The 18,910-nt window shown below is 68.5% G+C and carries 15 protein-coding genes and 1 pseudogene; 6 read left to right on the forward strand and 10 right to left on the reverse strand.

Translation table 11 applies throughout. The features are described 5' to 3' along the window. The first annotated feature begins 17 nt into the window (after positions 1-17). The 3 genes from ACW175_RS22350 to lpxK are packed head-to-tail and all read left to right on the forward strand — an operon-like array spanning position 18 to position 3,267. Complete coding sequence (locus tag ACW175_RS22350; protein WP_492102117.1) at positions 18-1,013, forward strand: cation diffusion facilitator family transporter; 996 nt, start codon at positions 18-20, stop codon at positions 1,011-1,013. Further along, the gene (locus ACW175_RS22355) at positions 1,010-2,263 is read left to right on the forward strand and encodes a 3-deoxy-D-manno-octulosonic acid transferase (RefSeq protein ID WP_492102118.1); all 1,254 of its coding nucleotides are present in this window, start codon (positions 1,010-1,012) and stop codon (positions 2,261-2,263) included. The genes ACW175_RS22350 and ACW175_RS22355 overlap by 4 nt, the downstream gene beginning before the upstream one ends. Beyond that, positions 2,260-3,267: a tetraacyldisaccharide 4'-kinase gene (lpxK, locus tag ACW175_RS22360; protein WP_492102119.1), complete on the forward strand. Its 1,008-nt coding sequence runs from the start codon at positions 2,260-2,262 to the stop codon at positions 3,265-3,267. Before ACW175_RS22355 ends, lpxK begins: the two co-directional genes overlap by 4 nt. Before the next feature lies 1 nt (position 3,268). On the opposite strand, the gene ACW175_RS22365 is transcribed toward lpxK, so the two are convergent. The 3 genes from ACW175_RS22365 to purD all read right to left on the reverse strand — a co-directional run bounded on the left by ACW175_RS22365 (position 3,269) and on the right by purD (position 7,005). After that, complete coding sequence (locus ACW175_RS22365) at positions 3,269-4,555, reverse strand: metal-dependent hydrolase family protein (protein WP_492102120.1); 1,287 nt, start codon at positions 4,553-4,555, stop codon at positions 3,269-3,271. A gap of 6 nt (positions 4,556-4,561) precedes the next feature. Further along, positions 4,562-5,644, reverse strand: coding sequence for a phosphotransferase family protein (locus ACW175_RS22370; protein WP_492102121.1), 1,083 nt, complete (start codon positions 5,642-5,644; stop codon positions 4,562-4,564). Between the two features lie 77 nt (positions 5,645-5,721). Continuing rightward, on the reverse strand, positions 5,722-7,005 hold the full coding sequence (gene purD, locus ACW175_RS22375; protein WP_492102122.1) for a phosphoribosylamine--glycine ligase: 1,284 nt from the start codon (positions 7,003-7,005) through the stop codon (positions 5,722-5,724). Between the two features lie 102 nt (positions 7,006-7,107). Here purD and ACW175_RS22380 point away from each other — a divergent pair, with 102 nt between their 5' ends. Together ACW175_RS22380 and ACW175_RS22385 are read left to right on the forward strand one after the other, a co-directional pair. Then, positions 7,108-7,800: a DUF2306 domain-containing protein gene (locus tag ACW175_RS22380; RefSeq protein ID WP_492102123.1), complete on the forward strand. Its 693-nt coding sequence runs from the start codon at positions 7,108-7,110 to the stop codon at positions 7,798-7,800. A gap of 23 nt (positions 7,801-7,823) precedes the next feature. Beyond that, the gene (locus tag ACW175_RS22385) at positions 7,824-8,636 is read left to right on the forward strand and encodes a LytTR family DNA-binding domain-containing protein (protein WP_492102124.1); all 813 of its coding nucleotides are present in this window, start codon (positions 7,824-7,826) and stop codon (positions 8,634-8,636) included. 56 nt (positions 8,637-8,692) lie between these two features. Here ACW175_RS22385 and ACW175_RS22390 read toward each other — a convergent pair whose 3' ends face one another. Further along, positions 8,693-10,606, reverse strand: coding sequence for a methyl-accepting chemotaxis protein (locus ACW175_RS22390; protein WP_492102125.1), 1,914 nt, complete (start codon positions 10,604-10,606; stop codon positions 8,693-8,695). Between the two features lie 596 nt (positions 10,607-11,202). Between ACW175_RS22390 and ACW175_RS22395 the strand changes: the two are divergent. Continuing rightward, positions 11,203-11,957, forward strand: a pseudogene (locus ACW175_RS22395) (IS5 family transposase). A 13-nt stretch (positions 11,958-11,970) separates the two neighbouring features. Here ACW175_RS22395 and phoB read toward each other — a convergent pair. The 6 genes from phoB to ACW175_RS22425 all read right to left on the reverse strand — a co-directional run bounded on the left by phoB (position 11,971) and on the right by ACW175_RS22425 (position 18,766). Next, on the reverse strand, positions 11,971-12,663 hold the full coding sequence (gene phoB, locus ACW175_RS22400) for a phosphate regulon transcriptional regulator PhoB (RefSeq protein WP_492102126.1): 693 nt from the start codon (positions 12,661-12,663) through the stop codon (positions 11,971-11,973). Positions 12,664-12,681: 18 nt separating this feature from the next. Continuing rightward, positions 12,682-13,374, reverse strand: coding sequence for a phosphate signaling complex protein PhoU (phoU, locus tag ACW175_RS22405; RefSeq protein WP_492102127.1), 693 nt, complete (start codon positions 13,372-13,374; stop codon positions 12,682-12,684). A gap of 16 nt (positions 13,375-13,390) precedes the next feature. Beyond that, positions 13,391-14,233: a phosphate ABC transporter ATP-binding protein PstB gene (gene pstB, locus ACW175_RS22410; protein WP_492102128.1), complete on the reverse strand. Its 843-nt coding sequence runs from the start codon at positions 14,231-14,233 to the stop codon at positions 13,391-13,393. A gap of 58 nt (positions 14,234-14,291) precedes the next feature. Further along, the gene (pstA, locus tag ACW175_RS22415) at positions 14,292-15,590 is read right to left on the reverse strand and encodes a phosphate ABC transporter permease PstA (RefSeq protein WP_492102129.1); all 1,299 of its coding nucleotides are present in this window, start codon (positions 15,588-15,590) and stop codon (positions 14,292-14,294) included. Further along, positions 15,583-17,016, reverse strand: a complete 1,434-nt coding sequence (gene pstC / locus ACW175_RS22420) for a phosphate ABC transporter permease subunit PstC (RefSeq protein WP_492102130.1) — start codon at positions 17,014-17,016, stop codon at positions 15,583-15,585. The genes pstA and pstC overlap by 8 nt, the downstream gene beginning before the upstream one ends. Positions 17,017-17,353: 337 nt before the next feature. Continuing rightward, positions 17,354-18,766: a sensor histidine kinase gene (locus ACW175_RS22425; RefSeq protein WP_492102131.1), complete on the reverse strand. Its 1,413-nt coding sequence runs from the start codon at positions 18,764-18,766 to the stop codon at positions 17,354-17,356. Positions 18,767-18,910 lie beyond the last annotated feature (144 nt).

The following is an 18,910-nucleotide window of genomic DNA, read 5'->3' on the forward strand; positions in this document are numbered from 1 at the left end:
GGTGGGATGTAGGACCCATGCCGCACGATCACTCCGGACACGCGCATGATCACCATGATCATGACCACGATCATGATCACCACGACCATGCGCACGGTCATGGGCACGGCCACGGGCATGGCCACAGCCACGCGCCCAAGGACTTCGGTCGCGCCTTCGCCATCGGCACGGCGCTGAACCTGGGCTTCGTGCTGGTCGAGGCCGGCGCGGGCCTGATCACCCACTCGCTGGCCCTGCTGGCCGACGCCGGCCACAACCTGTCGGACGTCCTGGGCCTGCTGCTGGCCTGGGGCGCGGCCGTGCTGGCCAAGCGCGCCCCCAGCGCCCGCCGCACCTATGGCCTGCGCAAGGGCACCATCCTGGCCTCGCTGGGCAACGCCGCCTTGCTGCTGGTCGCCGTCGGGGCCATCGCCTGGGAGGCCATCCGCCGCTTCGCCACGCCCGAGCCGATCCAGACCGGCCCGGTGATGATCGTCGCCGCCATCGGCATCGTCATCAACACCGCCACGGCCCTGATGTTCATGAAAGGCAGCAAGGACGACCTGAACGTCCGCGGGGCCTTCCTGCACATGGCCGCCGACGCCGGCGTCTCGGCCGGGGTCGTGGTCGCCGCCTTCGCCATGGGCGTCACCGGCTGGATGTGGCTGGACCCCGTGGTCAGCCTGGCCATCGTCGTGGTCATCGTGCTGGGCACCTGGGGCCTGCTGCGCGACTCGCTGGACATGGCCCTGGACGCCACCCCGCGCGGGATCGACACCGGCAAGGTCCGCGCCTGGCTGGCCGCGCGCCCCGGCGTCAGCGAGGTCCACGACCTGCACATCTGGGCGATGAGCACGACCGAGACCGCTCTCACGGCTCATATTGTCCGACCGCTCGGCGACGACCACGACCAGTTCCTGCACGACGCCTGCTCGGAGCTCGCCAGCAAATTCAAGATCGGCCACGTGACCATCCAGGTCGAGACCAGCCACGGCGCTCACAGCTGCGCCCTGGCCCCTGAAGGCGTGGTGTGATCCGGCCGTCCGCCCTGGCGCTCTACCGGGCCGCCACGGGCCTTCTCGAACCGCTCGCGCCCTCGCTGCTGGCGGGTCGAGCGCGCAAGGGCAAGGAAGATCCGGCCCGGATCGCCGAGCGCCTGGCCAAGGCCCCGACCCCGCGTCCCGACGGCCCCCTGGTCTGGCTGCACGGCGCCAGCGTCGGCGAGAGCCTGTCGATCCTGCCGCTGGTCGAGCGCCTGCGCGCCGAGCGTCCCGAGGTCACGGTGCTGGTCACCTCGGGCACCACCACCTCGGCCGCCCTGCTGGCCAAGCGCCTGCCGCCCGGCGCGATCCATCAGTACGTCCCGGTCGACGCCCCCGGCGCGGCGCGGCGGTTCATCGCCCGCTGGAAGCCGAGCCTCGCCGTCTTCGTCGAGAGCGAGCTGTGGCCGAACCTGCTGCTGGAGGCCAAGGCCGCTGGAACCCGCCTGGCCCTGGTCTCGGCCAAGCTCTCGGACCGCAGCTTCGCGAGCTGGCAAAGGCGTCCCGACGCGGCCCGCCTGCTGCTGTCGAACTTCGACCTGATCCTGGCCCAGGACACACGCGCCCACGAACGCTTCGAGGCCCTGGGCGGCCAGGTCGCCGGCGAGGCCGACCTGAAGTTCGGCGCCGCGCCTCTGCCGGTGGACGAGGCGGAACTGGCCAAGCAACGCGCCACCTTCGCCGGCAAGCCGGTCGTGGTCGCGGCGAGCACGCATCCAGGCGAGGACGAACTCGTGCTCGCGGCCTATGCGGATATGGCCGACGATCGTCCTCATCTGATCATCGTGCCGCGCCACATCGAGCGGGGTCCGGCCGTTGTTACGATGGCGCGCGGGCGCGGCCTGTCGGCCAAGCTGCGCAGCAGCGGCGCCCCCTCGGGATCCGTCCTAATCGCGGACACGCTTGGCGAGCTTGGCCTCTGGTACCGGCTCGCCGACCTCGCCCTGATCTGCGGCAGCCTGGTGCCCGGCATCGGCGGCCACAATCCCCTAGAGGCGGCCCGCGTCTCTTGCCCCTTCGTGCGCGGTCCGCACGTGGAAAATTGGCGGAGCGTGTACGACGCGCTCGCCGAAGCCGGCATTCGTGGCTACGCCGACGACACGGACCTGTGCGATGACTTAAGCGGAGCTCTCGCTAACCAGGATCAGCTTCGCGACCAAGCCGCCCGCGCCCGCAGCTTCGTTGACATCCGCGACGCCGAGGCCCGCGCCGGCCTGTCCCGCATCCTTGAGCTCGTCCCATGAAACTCGGCACGCCCCGCTGGTGGTACGTCAAGACCGGCGGCCCCGCCCCGCTGGCCCGCGCCCTGCTGACCCCGCTGTCGTGGATCTGGTCGGACGCCACCCGCCGCCGCATCGCCCGCACCACGCCCGCCATCGTCGGCGCGCCGGTGATCTGCGTCGGCAATGTCACCATGGGCGGCGCGGGCAAGACGCCGATCGTCCGCGAGCTGCTGCTGATCCTGACCCGCCGGGGCGTCGAGGCCCACGGCCTGTCGCGCGGCTATGGCGGCAAGTCCAAGGGTCCGACCCGCGTCGACACGGCCCGCCACACCGCCAAGGACGTCGGCGACGAGCCGCTGATGCTGGCCCAGGATTTCCCGATGTGGGTGGCGGTCGACCGCGTGGCCGGCGCCAAGGCGGCCGCCTCGCGCGGAGCCCAGGCTATCGTCATGGACGACGGCCACCAGAACCCGACGGTCAAGAAGGCCCTCTCCCTGGTCGTGGTCGACGGCGAGACGCGCGGCGGCGAGTGGCCGTTCGGCGACGGTCGCGTCTTCCCCGCCGGCCCGATGCGCGAGCCGCTGAAGATAGGCCTCTCGCGCGCCGACGCGGTGATCGTCCTGCTCCCGGTCGACATGGCGCAGCCCGACTTCGACCTGCTGGTCGAGTTCGGCGACATGCCGGTGCTCGTCGCGAGGCTGGAGGCGGCGGCGCCGGTTCCCAAGGGTCCGCAGGTCGGCTTCGCCGGCATCGGCAAGCCCTGGAAGGTCGAGAAGGCCTTGACCGCCGCCGGCTGCCAGCTGGTCGACTTCGCACCGTTCCCCGACCACGGCGAGTATGACGAGGCGACGCTGAAGATGCTGGAGAGCCGCGCTCAGGCCTACGGCGCGGGGCTGGTCACCACCGAGAAGGACTGGGTCCGCCTGCCGGCCAAGTGGCGCGAGAAGGTCACGCCCTGGCCGGTCCGCGCCCGCTTCGACGACGAGGCCGCCGTCGAGGACCTGCTGGCGAAGGCGGGGCTGTAGCCTACTTGTAGACCACCCCGCCCTTGATCACCGACGTCACCCGCTGCAGCACCGTCACGTCGCTCAAGGGATCGCCCTTCACCGCGATCAGGTCCGCCGCCTTGCCGGGGGCCAGGCTGCCGATTTCGCTGCTTAGCGAGAAGTGGTCGGCCGCATTGACCGTCGCCGTCTGGATGGCTTCCAGCGGGGTCAGGCCCGCCTTGACCAGCAGCGCGAACTCGCCGGCGTTGTCGCCATGGGCGCTGACGCCGGTGTCGGTGCCGAACGCGATCTTGACCCCGCCGTCGTGGGCGCGGCGGGCCATGGCCAGCATCTTCGGACCGGCCTCCAGCGCCTTGGCCGTCTGGTTGGGCGTGAGGAAGTTGTTCGGCCCCGAGGCGATCCGGTAGACGAAGTCGCCAGCCATCAGGGTCGGGATCAGGTAGGCGCCGTTTTTCTTGAACAGCGCGATACTGTCGTTGTCGAGATAGGTGCCGTGCTCGATCGAGTCGCCGCCGGCCCGCAGGAAGCTGTTGATGCCATCCACGCCGTGGGCGTGGGCGGTGACCTTGCGTCCCATGCGGTGGGCGGCGTCGACGATGGCCTTCAGCTCGTCGTCGGAGAACTGCTGGGAGAGGCCCGCGGCGGTGTTGGAGAGAACGCCGCCGGTGGCGGTGATCTTGATGATGTCGGCGCCCAGCCAGACCTGTTCGCGCGTCGCCCGGCGACAGTCGTCGGCGCCCGAGCACACCGAGGTCGGGCGCAGCACGTGCATGACCTCCTCGCTATAGCCGTTGACGTCGGCGTGACCGCCGTGGATCGACACGGCCGAGCCGGCGGCGATGATCCGGGGACCGGGCACGTCGCCCCGCTTGATCCCGTCGCGCAGGGCGAAGATCGCCTTGTTGTCGGCCCCGAGGTCCGCGACCGTCGTGAAGCCGGCCATCAGCGTCTTGCGGGCGAAGCCGGCGCCGACCATGGCCTCGTCGGCGGGGCCGCGCGTCACCGCGTTCAGGCGCGAATTGGGGCTCTGTTCGTGGGTCAGGTGCACGTGGCTGTCGATCAGCCCCGGCAGGACGAAGCTGTCCTTCAGGTCGACGACCTTGCCGCCGGGCTCGGAGACGTAGCCGTCGACGATCTTCGTGACCTTGCCGTTCTCCAGCACCAGGGTCTTGGCCGTCTCGACCTTGCCCGTGGCCGGATCGGCCAGCAGCTTGCCGGCCTGCACGAATACGGTTTCGGCGCGGGCGACGCTGGACAGCGCCCCAGCCAGAGCCAGGGCGCAGACGCCCGCGAGCAGCTTCTTCATCGGTCGCTAGGCCCCCGCCTTTTGCGCGAACGACCAAGCCCCCTTGGCCAGGATCGGCACGCGCGCCTCCATCAGCTGCGCATGGGCGCTGGCGGCGGTGCCGTCACGGACGCGGCCGACGATGCCCTGGCAGATGCCGGCCAGTCTGAAGAGGTTGTAGGCGAAATACCAGTCCAGCTCGGGCAGGCCGTCGCGGCCGGTGGCCTTGCAGTAGCGCGCGACCGCCTCGGGGATGGTCGGGATCCCGTAGGCGCTCAGGTCCTCGACGCCCGAGAGGCCACCGCGCTGGTCGGACGGCATCACCCAGTTCATCAGGAAATAGCTGAAGTCGGCCAGCGGATTGCCCAGGGTCGACAGCTCCCAGTCCAGCACGGCGATGACGCGCGGCTCGCTGGGATGCAGGATCATGTTGTCGAGGCGATAGTCGCCGTGGACGATCGAGGTCTTGTCGTCGACCGGGCAGCTCTTGGGCAGCCAGTCCATCAGCTGGTCCATCTCGTCGATCTTGGTCGTCTCGGACGCCCGGTACTGCTTGGTCCAGCGGTCGATCTGACGGGCGAAATAGTTGCCCGGCTTGCCATAGTCGGCCAGGCCCACGGCGGCGTAGTCGACATTGTGCAGGGCCGCCAGGGTGTCGATCTGGGCCTCATAGATCGCCCGGCGCTCGGCGGGCTGGTAGTCCGGCAGGGTTCCGTCCCACAGGATCCGGCCCTCGACGTTTTCCATCACGTAGAAGATCGTGCCGATGATCTCCTCGTCCATGCACAGGGCGTAGGCCTTGGCGACGGGGAAGTCGGCCTTGTTCAGGCCCGAGATCACCTTGTACTCGCGGTCGACGGCGTGGGCGCTGGGCAGCAGCTTGCCCGGCGGCTTGCGGCGCAGGACGTACTTCTTGCCCGGCGTGACCAGCTGGTAGGTCGGGTTCGACTGGCCGCCCTTGAACTGGCGCACCTCCAGCGGACCGGCGTAGCCCTCGACATTGGCTTCGAGCCAGGTCGCCAGCTTGGCCTCGTCGATCGCATGGCGCGGGTCGACCGGCTTGGTGCCCGAGTTCATGTCCTGAGCGGACTGTTCGGCGGCTTCGGCCATGGCGCTTCTCCCCAACGCTTGTTTGCCAAACGGGTGTTTGAAAGGGGAGTTTAGAGGTCCGAGCGCGGGTGGCAACCCTAGTGCTGCTTAAGCGCCCGCCAGCCGATATCGCGGCGATAGAAGCCGCCTTCCAGCGAGACGGTCCCCAGCGCGGCGTAGGCCACGTCGCGAGCCTCGTGCAGGGTGGCGCCCAGGGCGCAGACGTTCAGCACCCGGCCGCCCGACGCTCGCAGGTTCCCCTCCCCGTCCCGAGTGGTGCCGGCGTGGAAGACCACGGCCTCGTCGCCAAAGTCGGCGTCGGCGCCCTGGATCAGGCCGCCGGTCTTGGGCGCGTCGGGATAGCCCTCGGCGGCCAGCACCACGCAGATCGCCGCCTCCTCGCGCCACTTCGGCGGCTCGGCCGAGGCCAGTTCGCCCTTGGCGCACGCCAGCAGGATCGGGACGATGTCGCTGGCGAGGCGCAGCATCAGGGTCTGGCACTCGGGGTCGCCGAAGCGGGCGTTGTACTCGACGAGCTTCGGGCCCGTGGGCGTCAGCATCAGGCCGGCATAGAGCACGCCGACGTAGGGATTGCCCTCGGCGGCCATGCCCTCCACCGTCGGCACGATCAGCTCGCGCCAGGCCTGGTCGATCAGGGCGTCGGTCAGGACGGGCGGCGGGGAATAGGTGCCCATGCCGCCAGTGTTGGGACCCCGGTCGCCGTCATAGGCGCGCTTGTGGTCCTGGGCCGCGCCGAACAGGACGGCGGTCTTGCCGTCGGACAGGGCGAACAGCGAGGCCTCCTCGCCGTGCATGAACTCCTCGATCACCACGCGAGCGCCAGCCGAGCCGAAGCGACCGCCCAGCATGTCGACCACGGCGGCGTCGGCCTCGGCCCGGCTCGCGGCGATGACCACGCCCTTGCCGGCCGCCAAGCCGTCGGCCTTGATCACGAACGGCGCCTCCAGGGTGTCGAGGAAGGTCCCGGCCGAGGCCGCGTCCGTAAACACGCCATAGGCCGCCGTCGGCAGGCCGTGGCGCTGGCAGAAGTCCTTGGTGAAGGCCTTGGAGGTTTCCAGCTGGGCCGCGCGCCGGCTGCCGCCGAAGCAGGGGATGCCGACCTCCGCGAGCTTGTCGGCCAGGCCGACCTCCAGCGCCGATTCCGGGCCGACCACCACGAGGTCCGCGCCGATCTCCCGAGCCAGGGTCACCAGGCCGTCGGCGTCCGTCACCTTCACCGCGCGCGGCTCGGCGACGGCTTCGATGCCCGGGTTGCCCGGCGCGGCGACAAGCCGGCCGCACAGCGGCGACTGGGCGATCTTCCAGGCCAGGGCGTGCTCGCGCCCGCCGGCCCCGACGAGGAGGATGGTCAGCTTTTCCATGAGCGCGGGGTGTGGCGCGGGCGGGGCCTGGGGTCAAGCGGTTCGCCCCTCCGCGCCGTCGTTCGCCCCTCGCCGATGGCGCCGTGGCGGCTCTCGTCGCCCATGGTCGACATGGACAAGCTGTTGGCCCCCGCCCTGGCCCTGCACATCGGCTGCGGCTTCGCCCTGGTCGCCGTCGGCCTGGTTCCGATCCTGACCCGCAAGGGCTCACGCCCGCATCGCTGGTCGGGGCGGGCCTTCGTGATCGTGATGAGCCTGCTGCTGGCCGCCGCCTGGGTGATGACGGCGCTGCGCTTCAACGCCTATTTCGCGGCCCTGTCGGCGACGGCGACGATGACGCTGTTCTCCGGGATCCGGGTGCTGGGGCGCAAGCGGCCGGACCGGGATCGGCGCCAGCGGGCCAGGCCGCTGGACTGGGCCGTCACCCTGGCCCTGGTCGGGATCGGCGCCTGGGTGCTGCTCCTGGTCCTCACCGGCAAGACCGGGAACAAGGCGGCGGTCAGCGCGGCCCTGGTCTATGCGGCCTTCACCTATGGCGGCTGGGACCTCTGGCGGTTCCTGCGTCCGACAGCCTGGCCTTTTTCCGCCCACCTCTGGACCTATGAGCATCTGGTGAAGATGCTGAGCGCCTATGGCGCGGTGATCAGCGCCTTTTCGGGTAACTTCCTGACCTTCCTGCCAACGCCCTGGAGTCAGCTCTGGCCGACCTTGCTGTTTCAACCGATGGCCGCGATCTGGATCACGGTCCTGGTCCTGCGCCGCCGCCGCCTTCAAGGCGTGTCCGAGCCGGGCTGAGCGGGATCTCGACGGCTGCCTGGATGTGGGCGTTCACCGCCTATGCCTGGGCGATGACCACGGTCTGCGCGGCCTGGTTCGCCCGGCGGTTCGCCTCGAACCGGGGCCACGACCTCAGCGCGATCGACTCGCTGGTCTGGCAGGGCGGGATCTACGCCGCCTGGCTGCCGGCGGCGGGGATCGTCTGGCTGCTCATGCGGCGCTATGGCGTCGGCGCGATCAGCCTTCTGGTGCTGTACCAGGCCGGCGTGCTGGTCGTGCCGCTGGAGGCCCTGGTCTCCAGCCTGATCGATGGGGCCTTCTCGCCCACGGATAACCTGCCGGCCCGGATCCTGGGACGGATGCCGATCTGCCTGCTGCTGTACACCGCCATCGTCGCCACTGGGCTGGCCGCCGCCAACCACCAGCGCGCCCGCGACGAACGCGCCCGCGCCCGCGCGCTGGAGATCGCGCTGTCGGAAGCCCGCGAAGCCCTGGCCCAGGCCGCCCTGGTCGAACCCGAGCGCCCGGGCCGGCGGCTGATGGTCATGACGGGGTCGCGCCGGGTGCCCGTGGCGCTGGACGAGATCGAGTGGTTCGGCGCGGCCGACAACTATGTCGTGGTCCACTGGGCCGGCCGCGAGGGCCTGCTGCGCGCGACCCTGCAGAGCCTGGAGGGCTGGCTGGACCCGCGCGTCTTCGCCCGTTGTCACCGCTCGACCCTGGTCAACCTGGCCCGCGTGCGCGAGACCCAGCCGCTGTCGGACGGCTCCTGGCGACTGACCCTGGACAGCGGCGCCGAGGTGGTGACCAGTCGCACCTACCGCGACGATCTCCTGGCGCGGCTTGGACGCTGATAAAACGCTCGTGTCCGCGACGTTCGCGGACGTGGCGCCTTGTGCGTCCTTTCCCGCTAGGCGGCGTAGTCCTTGAACTGGGCGTCCTCGGCGTCGGGACCGCCGTGGGCCAAGTCCAGGGCGAAACCCTTGACCCGGGCCTGGCGGGCGGCGACCGTCTGCCGGGCCGCCGGCTTGGCTTGGGCCTTGCGGACAGGCGCGGAGGGGCGTTTGGCGGCCTGGCGAGCCTCGCCGCGAGACAGGTCTCCTTCGATGCGGAAATAGGCGATCGAGGCCTGCAGTTCATCGGCCTGGGCGGCGAGTTCCTCAGACGTCGCGGACATCTCTTCCGAGGCGCTGGCGTTCTGCTGGGTGACCTTGTCCAGCTGCTGGATGGCCTCGTTGATCTGGCTGGAGCCGATGTCCTGCTCGCGGCAGGCGGCGCTGATCTCGGCGACCAGTTCGGCGGTCTTGCGGATGTTCGGGACAAGGCTGGTCAGCATCTCGCCGGCGGACTGGGCGGCCTTGACGGTGTCGGACGACACGGCGCTGATCTCGGACGCGGCCGTCTGGCTGCGCTCGGCCAGCTTGCGCACTTCCGAGGCGACGACCGCGAAGCCGCGACCATGTTCGCCGGCGCGGGCGGCCTCGACGGCCGCGTTCAGGGCCAGCAGGTCGGTCTGGCGGGCGATCTCCTGGACGATGGTGATCTTCTCGGCGATCGTCTGCATCGCATCGACCGCCTTGCTGACGGCCGCGCCCGAGGTTTCGGCGTCGATCGCCGACTGGCGAGCGATCTTCTCGGTCTGGGTGGCGTTGTCGGCGTTCTGCTTGATGTTGGCGGCCATCTCTTCCATCGAGGCCGAGGCCTGTTCGGCGGCCGAGGCCTGCTCGGTGGCGCCCTGGCTCATCTGCTCCGAGGTCGCCGAAAGCTCCTGGCTGCCGGCCGAGACGTTCTCCGAGGCCGTGATCGCGTCGCCAACCACGCCGCGCAGGCGCTCGATCATCCGTTCAAGCGCCAGGCCCAGCGTATCCTTGTCCGATTGGGGGGCGGCCTCGACGGTCAGGTCGCCATCGGCCAGCTTGTCGGCCAGTTCGGCCGTGCTCCGCAGGTTGGCGACCATCCCTTTCAACGAAAAGCCCAGGACGTCCTTGTCCGAAATCGGCGTGATCTGAACCGACAGGTCGCCGGCCGCCACCTGGTCCGCCAGGTTCGCCGTGGCCCGCAGGTTCGCGGTCATGCGGTTGACTGTGTCGACGAGGTCCTTGATCTCGTCATTGGTCTTCACATCCACCTTCTGATCGAGGTCGCCCAAGGCCACCGCGTTCGCCAGTCCGCAGATCTTGGCGAAGCCCTGGGCAATGGTGCGGGCGATCCAGATCGCGGCGCCGGCGGCCAGAAGCACGGAAACCGAGATCACCCCCAGCAGCACGTTGCGTGACAGGGCGGCGACCCGGGCGCTCTCGGCATCGGCGGCGGCCAGGCGCTTGTCCTGCACGTCCACCAAGTCGTCCACGAGGGCGGTGATGTTGTTGGTGATCTGGCGATGACTGGTGTGCATCCGCGCGATCGCGTCATCGCGACGTCCAGCCATCAGCTCGCGCCGAACCGCGGCGTCACTCTCTGAGAACACATCCCAATCGCGCGCGAGCGCCTCCCACTTTAGCCTTCCCTCCACGGTGGCGTGCGAGAGGCCGGCTTCCAGCAGCGTCGCGACCCTGCCCTTGCTGATGTCCGCCTTGGCGTTCTGCATGTTCAGTTCCTCGGCGTCGTCGGTCAGGGCCATGTTCTTTTCGGCGCGGATCAACTGGAGGAGCGCGATGCCGATAGCCTGACTGCGCTGCAGCTGAGCCACCGGCCCATCGATCATGGCCTTTTCCGAGCGCTTCATGGCGCTCAACTCGCTGATGGCGAACATCGTGGCGAGCGTCATCATCAGAATGAGCGCCCCGAAGGTGAGGCCCAGTTTGAGCTTGATCGTCATGCGCATGGAAGGCTCCCGCCCAATTCAGGCCTGGGGTTAGGAAATAAACAAGCCGCTGGTAGAACTGTCTTTTCTTCTTCGTAGCGGCGCGGTGACACTTAAAGATCGATACATTTAGCCGCCCTAGCGAGCGCAGAAATGACACCCTCGCTCACTAGAGACGGAAATCGCGCCTTAGTGATGCACTATGCCTAAGGTTACTCACCTGACATCCATTGACCGCGACCCTTTGGATCACGATGGATACACCCAAGTCCTTCTCTGATTACTCTTGGAGGGTCCGCCGCGCGCGGTTAACGGGCCGTGAATCCGACAACCCACAGGCTAGCGACATTCTGCCTCACCACCTGCAAGTGAAGTCGCGGCTTCGTTGCGAAAACACGCCAGGCTACCGGCGGCGGCGCGCCGCGTCGGGCGCGGCCCGCGCCAAAACGAAAACCGCGCGCCGTGGGGACGGCGCGCGGTTTCTTGGTGTCTTGATTTCAGGCGACGGTGGCCGAGGAACCGTCAGGCCGCGTCCCCTAGGTGGTGTGGACTCTTAGGATTCCCATTGAACTAGGCTTGTGATTCAAAGCTGTCTTTTGGAGGCAGCCTTGGGTGTGATGGATCGCCTTGTCTTGGACGACGCGGCATGGGCGCGGATTGAGCCGCTGATCATTGGCCGTCCGGATCAGAAGGGCTCGACAGGCCGCGACAACCGGATGTTTGTCGAGGCCGTGCTCTGGCTGGTCCGGACGGGCTCGCCCTGGCGCGACCTGCCCGAAGTGTTCGGCGACTGGAACAGCGTCTTCCGGCGTTTCAGTCGATGGAGCGCCAAGGGGGTGTGGTGGCGGATCTTCGCGGCGATGTCGGACGATCCAGACTTTGAATACCTGATTGTGGATTCCACCATCGTTCGCGCCCACCAGCATGCGGCGGGGGCAAAAAAAGGGGGTCTGAAGATCAGGCCATTGGTCGTTCGCGCGGTGGCCTGAGCACCAAGATCCACATGGCCGTCCGAGGCCTGGGCTGCCCGGTCAACTTCACCCTCACCGCCGGACAGAAGGGCGACGCGCCCCAGGCCGGCCCGTTGATCCAGGATCTCCCCGCCAAGGTCGTCATGGCTGACACCGCCTACGACGCCGACCACCTGCGCCAGGCCATCGCCGACAAGGGCGCTATCGCCGTCATTCCCAACAATCCGTCCCGCGCCCGCAAGTATGCGCTGGACAAGGCCCTCTACGCCCAGCGCCACCTCGTTGAGTGCTGTTTCTCCAAGCTCAAGCAGTTCCGCAGGGTCGCCACTCGCTTCGAGAAGACCGCCAGGAACTACCTCGCCGTCGTCACCCTCGCCGCCATCGTCCTATGGCTGCGGTAAGTGTCCACAGAACCTAGGCCGCGTCCAGGTCCAGGGAGTAACCCGCCGAACGGACCGTGCGGATCGGATCGCCGTCCGACGTGCCGTTCAGCGCCTTGCGCAGGCGGCCGATATGGACGTCGACCGTGCGGGCCTCGACATAGACGTCCGAGCCCCAGACGGCGTCCAGCAGCTGCTCTCGGCTGAACACCCGGCCCGGGTGCTGCATCAGATAGTCGAGCAGGCGGAACTCGGTCGGGCCGAGGTGGATCTCCTTGCCGTTCCGCTTCACGCGATGGGCGACCCGGTCGATGATGATGTCGCCGACCGTGATGCGGTCGTCGGCCAGGCCCGGACGGATACGGCGCAGCACCGCGCGGACGCGGGCGGTCAGCTCGACCATCGAGAACGGCTTGACCACATAGTCGTCGGCGCCGGTGTCGAGGCCGCGGATGCGATCGCTTTCCTCGCCACGCGCCGTCAGCATGATGATCGGCACATTGCGGGTTTCCGACCGGCCGCGCAGCCGACGGCAAACCTCGATGCCCGAGACCTTGGGCAGCATCCAGTCGAGGATGACCAGGTCCGGGGCCCGCTCATTCGCCATGATCAGGGCTTCCTCGCCATCTCCGGCCACGCCGACGCGATAGCCTTCCTTGTCGAGGTTGTAGTGCAGTAGTGTGGCCAGGGCGTCTTCGTCCTCGACCACCAGAACGTATGGAGTCACTTCGGGCCGCCTCTGGGGTTATTGCGACAGCACGTCCAGCTTCGGGCGCTGCGAGATCAGCTCGTCGCCCGTCAGCTCGAAGTGGATGATTTCCGCGATGTTGGTGGCGTGGTCACCGATGCGCTCGAGGTTCTTGGCCACGAACAGCAGGTGGGCGCAGGCGTTGATCGTCCGCGGGTCGCCCATCATGTAGGTGAGCAGTTCACGGAAGATCGAGTTGTAATGCTCGTCGACTTCCTCGTCGCGGCTCCACACGCCGATGGCGCGCTGCAGGTCCGAGGTCGTGTAGGCGTCCAGGACGTCCTTCAGGCGGCTTTGCACCAGCTTGCCCATGCGCTCGATCGAGCGGGTCAGGGCGGTCATCGGGTCGGCCTCGGTCAGGATCATCGCGCGCTTGCCGATGTTCTTGGCCATGTCGCCGCAGCGCTCGAGGCTCATCGAGATCTTCAGGGCGGCGACGGCGTGGCGCAGGTCCACGGCCATCGGCTGGCGCAGGGCGATCAGCTTGAAGGCCTTGCGCTCGATCTCGGCCTGGAGAACGTCCAGGCGCTCGTCGCCGGCGACCACGGCCTGGGCCAGCGGCCCGTCGCGGCGGGCGATGGCGACGATGCAGTCGGCCACCTGGGATTCGACCAGGCCGCCCATGCGGGTCACCTCCGCCGTGAGGTGGGCCAGTTCTTCGCCGTACGACTTGACGGTATGTTCGGTCATCTCTTGATCCCCCCGCTTAGCCGAAGCGGCCGGTGATGTAGTCCTGCGTGCGGCTGTCGCGAGGATTGGTGAACATCTCCTCGGTCGGACCGCTCTCGACCAGCTTGCCGAGGTGGAAGAAGGCCGTGCGTTGCGAGACGCGGGCGGCCTGGGCCATCGAGTGGGTGACGATGACGATGCAGAACTGGCTGCGCAGCTCGTCGATCAGTTCCTCGATCTTGGCGGTGGCGATCGGGTCGAGGGCCGAGCAGGGCTCGTCCATCAGGATCACTTCCGGCGACACGGCGATCGCCCGGGCGATCACCAGGCGCTGCTGCTGGCCGCCCGACAGGCCGGTGCCCGGCTGGTGGAGACGATCGGCGACCTCGTTCCAGAGACCGGCCTTCTTCAGGCTGCTCTCGACGATCACTTCCAGCTCGGCCTTGCCGGTGGCCAGGCCGTGGATGCGCGGGCCGTAGGCGACGTTCTCGAAGATGGTCTTCGGGAAGGGGTTCGGCTTCTGGAACACCATGCCGACGCGCGAGCGCAGAACCACCGGATCGACGCTCTTGGCGTTGACGTCCGAACCGTCGATCTCGATCACGCCTTCGACGCGGGCCGAGGGGATGGTGTCGTTCATGCGGTTGATGCAGCGCAGGAAGGTCGACTTGCCACAGCCCGACGGGCCGATGAAGGCGGTGACCGACTTGGCCGGGATGTCGATGTTCACATCGAACAGCGCCTGCTTGTCGCCGTAGAAGACCTTGACGTCGCGCGCCTTGATCTTGGCCTCGCCGACGGGGGCGGCGGCCTGGGCGTGCGGGACGGTGGTGTGGATCACCGGCGAGTGAGCGGAGTCGTCGGGGCTTTGGACGGTCATGGCGTGTCCACGGAGAAGGGGCGAAGCGTTGGGGTTCAGGATCTGGGTCATGTGAAACCTACCAGCGGCGTTCGAAGCGGCGGCGCAGGATGACGGCCGCGGCGTTCATGACGATCATGAAGACGAGCAGGACGATGATGGCGGCGGCCGTGCGTTCGTGGAAGGCCCGCTCGGAAGCATTCTCCCAGATGAACACCTGGACCGGCAGCACGGTGGCCGCGCCGGTGAAGCCGTCCGGCACGCCGGGCACGAACGAGACCATGCCGATCATCAACAGCGGAGCCGTCTCGCCCAGGGCGTGGGCCAGCGACAGAATGGCGCCGGTCATCACGCCGGGCATGGCCAGCGGCAGCACGTGGTGGAAGACCGTCTGGGTCTTTGACGCGCCGACGCCGAGCGCGGCTTCACGGATCGAGGGCGGCACGGCCTTCAGGGCCGAGCGCGTGGCGATGATCACGGTCGGCAGGGCCATCAGGGCCAGCACCAGACCGCCGACCAGCGGCGAGGAGCGCGGCACGTGCAGCCAGTTGATGAACAGGGCCAGGCCCAGCAGGCCGTAGACGATCGACGGCACGGCCGCGAGGTTGTTGATGTTGACCTCGATGATATCCGTCCAGCGGTTCTTCGGGGCGAACTCTTCCAGGTAGGTCGCGGCCATCACGCCGACCGGCACGGCGATCAGGGCGGTGATGATCAGCATCATGGCCGAGCCGACCACCGCGCCCAAGACGCCGGCCTGTTCGGGCTCGGTCGAGTCGGAATGGGTGAAGAAGGCGAAGTTGAAGCCCGACTTCACCGAGCCGTCCTTCTCGAGCCTGTCCAGCCAGTCCAGCTGCTGGTTGTCCAGCTTGCGGTCGCCCTCCGCGGTCGCGCGCTTGATCTCGCCCTTGAAGTAGAGATCGGCGTCGGCCTTCAGCGGACCGGTGACGGTGATGGTCTTGCCGATCAGCGACTGGTCGGCCTTCAGCTTGTTCAGCAGCTGGAAGCCGAAGTCGCGCGACAGCAGGTCCTGGACCTTGCTCGAGGTGGTGCCCAGGTCGTCGTCCTGCACGCCCAGCTTCTTCATCATCGCCTCGGCGACGATGTAGTCGTAGTTGACGCCCGTGAGGTCCGAGCGGTCGATGCGATCCGGGTTCAGATAGACCGGCACGCTGAGCGTGTGGGTTTCGAACGTCGTGTAGCCCTGGGCCACGATACGGCCGACCAGCACGACCAGGAACACCAGCGCGACGATGATCGCGGCCAGGCCCTGGGCCTTGAAGGTGCGTTCGGCGGCATGGCGCTTCTTCAGCCGGGCTTCCATGGCTGTCGAGGCGTCGGAGCGCGGGGCGGCCGCGCCGAGGGTCGCGTCAGTCATATTGTTCCCGGTACTTCTGGACGATGCGCAGGGCGATGATGTTCAGGCAGAGCGTCACCACGAACAGGGTGAGGCCCAGGCCGAAGGCCGACAGCGTTTTCGGGCTGTCGAATTCCTGGTCGCCCGTCAGCAAGGTGACGATCTGGACGGTGACCGTGGTCACGGTGTCGAGCGGGTTGACGGTCATCTTGGCCTGCAGGCCGGCGGCCATGGTCACGATCATGGTCTCGCCGACGGCGCGCGACATCGCCAGCAGCATGGCGGCCATGATGCCCGGCAGGGCGGCCGGCAGGACAACCTTCTTGACCGTTTCCGACTTGGTGGCGCCCATCGCGTAGCTGCCATCACGCAGGGATTGCGGCACGGCGTTGATGATGTCGTCCGACAGCGAGGAAACGAACGGGATCAGCATGATCCCCATCACCACCCCGGCCACCAGGGCCATCTGGTTCTGGACTTCCATCAGGTAAGTGGCCAGCGGGCCGGGCGGCAGGGCCGCGCCGATGGCGTTGAAGCCGGCGCGGAACAGCGGGCCCACCGTCAGGGCGGCGAAGAAGCCGTAGACCACGGTCGGGACGCCGGCCAGGATCTCCAGAAGCGGCTTGACCACGCCGCGGACGGTGCGGCTGGCGTATTCCGAGAGATAGATCGCCGAGTAAAGGCCGACCGGGGCCGCCACCAGCATGGCGATGAACATGATCAGGAAGGTGCCGGCGAACAGCGGCACGGCCCCGAAGGCGCCCGCCGAGGCGACCTGGTCGGCCCGCATGGCGATCTGCGGGCTCCACTCGGTGCCGAACAGGAACGACAGCGGATTGACGCTCTGGAAGAAGCGCCAGCTTTCCCAGACCAGCGAGAGCACGATGCCCAGGGTGGTCAGCACGGCGGCGACCGAACAGCCGATCAGCAGGATGCCGGTCCAGCCCTCCACCCGGTTGCGGGCGCGGAAGTCGGCGTTGATGCGCGGGAAGGCCAGCAGGAAGCCGGCCAGGGCCAGCACGCCGGCGCCGGCCAGCATGCCGACGTTCAGAATGGTCTCGATGCGCTTGGCTTCGACGACCTTGGCGTCCAGCGCGACCTTCAGGTCCCCCTCATAGGCGACTTCCGACGGCGCCTGCCTGGCGGCGATGGCGTGGGCGTCGCTGAAGAAGACGTTCTGACGGTCCGGGTCCAGGGCCGAGACGGCCGCCGGGCGGGTGGTCTTCAGCATCGCGTCCTCGACGCGCCCCCCGAAGGCCGTACCCAGCAGCAGCAGAAGCGCGGCGGGAATGCCGGCCCACAGGGCCGCGTAGGTTCCGTAATAGTCCGGCAGGGAGTGGAGGACGCGAGCGCGGCCTCCGGCGGCGGCCACGGCGCGACGACGCCCGGCGGCGAAAGCCAATCCGGAGAATAGCGCCAGGACGATAAGCGAGAGCCAGGTCAGCATGCGTGAGGCTAATCTTGCGCGAAGTGTGTCGAAGGCCCCGCAGGATCGCGCGCCTTCCCCCGACCCGGTCTATGCCGGACAGGCGCTGAGCTTATGCGACAGATGTATGACAGTTTGACGACAGTCCCCGACCCGCCAAGCGTGACTCTTCGGCTTGAAGGCCGCCCAACGGCGCTTCGCGGCGGGTCGCGTCCCTCACCAGCCCGGCGACGGCCGCCATTTCCCCGAGAAATTCAACTCCTTGGCCGCGCGACATGCCCCCCCCCCGCGGGCGGGAACACGAACCCGCCCGCGTCGCTTTATTCAGCGGCGTGGCGGGAATGACTTGAAACTAGAATCAGGCCTCGGCGGTCACTGTGGGAGATGGCGCGGGCGCGGCTCCCGCCTTGGCCATCGGCAGGTAGACCCCGAAGGTGGCCCCCTCGCCCTGGACGCTCTCGACGGTCAGCCCGCCCCGATGGCGATTCATGATGTGCTTGACGATCGCGAGGCCCAGGCCCGTGCCCGAGCGGTCGCCGCTCTTCTGGCCCTCGACCCTGTAGAAGCGCTCCGTCAGGCGCGGCAGGTGCTCGCGCGCCAGACCCGGCCCCCGGTCCGTGACCCGCAGCACGGCGTAGCGCTCGACCATGTCGTGGTCGGGGGTCAGCAATGACATGCGCGCGGCGGCCGGATCGCGCGCGGCCGCGGCGGCCTCGGCGGACAGGCCGGGGAAGATCTCGACCCGCACCGTCCCGCCCCTGGGCGTATATTTGATGGCGTTGTCGACCAGGTTCTGGATCACCTGGATGATCTGGTCGCGATCACCGTCGACCACCGCGCCGCCGCGCGGCGGCAGGATGGGATCGAAGGCGACCTCCTTGTCGCGGGCCTGCGGGGCCAAGGCGTCGATCACGTCGACGGCGGCCATGGCCAGGTCCACGCGGCCCAGCGGCGCGATGTGCTCGTTCAGCTCGATCCGCGACAGGCTCATCAGGTCGTCGATCAGGCGCGACATCCGCTCGGCCTGGGCCAGCATGATTCCTAAGAACTTGTCGCGAGCGCCCGGATCGTCCTTGGCGTGACCGCGCAGGGTCTCGATGAAGCCCGAGAGCGAGGCCAGCGGCGTGCGCAGCTCGTGACTGGCGTTGGCCAGGAAGTCGGCGCGCGTGCGTTCGCTGCGGCGGGCGTCCGTCTCGTCGCGCAGGGCCAGAACGGCCAGGCGCGAGGGGCCGCCGGTCTCGCGCAACGGCCGGGTATGGGCCAGCCAGGACCGCCCCTGGGTTCCGCCGGTCTCGAACTCGACCACGCCCTCGACGCCGCCGAACAGCGCCTCGTCCACGGCCTCCAGCACGCGCGGATTGCGCACGGCGGTGACTAGCAGCCCGCCCTGGGGCTGGATCTTGAACAGCTCGCGGGCGGCGGCGTTGGCGAACAGGAAGCGGCGGCCGGTCAGGTCGTCGGCCTCTTCGGCGGCGATGACCATCAAGGGATCGGGCAGGCGGTCGAGGATGGCGGCGAACGGCGGCGCGTCCTCGGCGGCGGCAAGCGACTGCGCCGCGCCGGAGGCGGGCGATTCCAGAGCCCGGCCCAGCCTTCGCAACATCATGAAGCCGGCCATGGCCGTGACCGCCGACGCCAGCACCGCCGGCCCGGGCTGGGCGACGCCCGTGAAGGCCAGGCTCAATATGGCCAGCGGACCGACAATTACGGGCCAGAAGACGCGTAACGAGCCGCTAGGGTGTCCGTCCGGGGGCGTCCGCGCCAGCGGCATGAGGAAGACTCTTCGATTCAGGCGAGAGGCGATTCGTCGATCCAGATATGGCGCCCCGCCATGCCATGCGATAGACGGTTGGCGCCTTAGTACGTGTCGCGAGCGGAACTCACCGCAATTTCGCCGCATCATGACATGAATTAG

This window comes from Caulobacter sp. FV1ye6ST (genome assembly GCF_058681225.1).

What these genes read in the sequence shown, in the direction of transcription:
- ACW175_RS22350 (WP_492102117.1), top strand. Translation starts at nt 18, where the DNA reads ATGCCGCACGATCACTCCGGACACGCGCATGATCACCATGATCATGAC.
- lpxK (WP_492102119.1), top strand. Translation starts at nt 2,260, where the DNA reads ATGAAACTCGGCACGCCCCGCTGGTGGTACGTCAAGACCGGCGGCCCC.
- ACW175_RS22365 (WP_492102120.1), bottom strand. Translation starts at nt 4,555, where the DNA reads ATGAAGAAGCTGCTCGCGGGCGTCTGCGCCCTGGCTCTGGCTGGGGCG.
- ACW175_RS22370 (WP_492102121.1), bottom strand. Translation starts at nt 5,644, where the DNA reads ATGGCCGAAGCCGCCGAACAGTCCGCTCAGGACATGAACTCGGGCACC.
- purD (WP_492102122.1), bottom strand. Translation starts at nt 7,005, where the DNA reads ATGGAAAAGCTGACCATCCTCCTCGTCGGGGCCGGCGGGCGCGAGCAC.
- ACW175_RS22380 (WP_492102123.1), top strand. Translation starts at nt 7,108, where the DNA reads ATGGTCGACATGGACAAGCTGTTGGCCCCCGCCCTGGCCCTGCACATC.
- ACW175_RS22385 (WP_492102124.1), top strand. Translation starts at nt 7,824, where the DNA reads ATGTGGGCGTTCACCGCCTATGCCTGGGCGATGACCACGGTCTGCGCG.
- ACW175_RS22390 (WP_492102125.1), bottom strand. Translation starts at nt 10,606, where the DNA reads ATGCGCATGACGATCAAGCTCAAACTGGGCCTCACCTTCGGGGCGCTC.
- phoU (WP_492102127.1), bottom strand. Translation starts at nt 13,374, where the DNA reads ATGACCGAACATACCGTCAAGTCGTACGGCGAAGAACTGGCCCACCTC.
- pstB (WP_492102128.1), bottom strand. Translation starts at nt 14,233, where the DNA reads ATGACCGTCCAAAGCCCCGACGACTCCGCTCACTCGCCGGTGATCCAC.
- pstA (WP_492102129.1), bottom strand. Translation starts at nt 15,590, where the DNA reads ATGACTGACGCGACCCTCGGCGCGGCCGCCCCGCGCTCCGACGCCTCG.
- pstC (WP_492102130.1), bottom strand. Translation starts at nt 17,016, where the DNA reads ATGCTGACCTGGCTCTCGCTTATCGTCCTGGCGCTATTCTCCGGATTG.
- ACW175_RS22425 (WP_492102131.1), bottom strand. Translation starts at nt 18,766, where the DNA reads ATGCCGCTGGCGCGGACGCCCCCGGACGGACACCCTAGCGGCTCGTTA.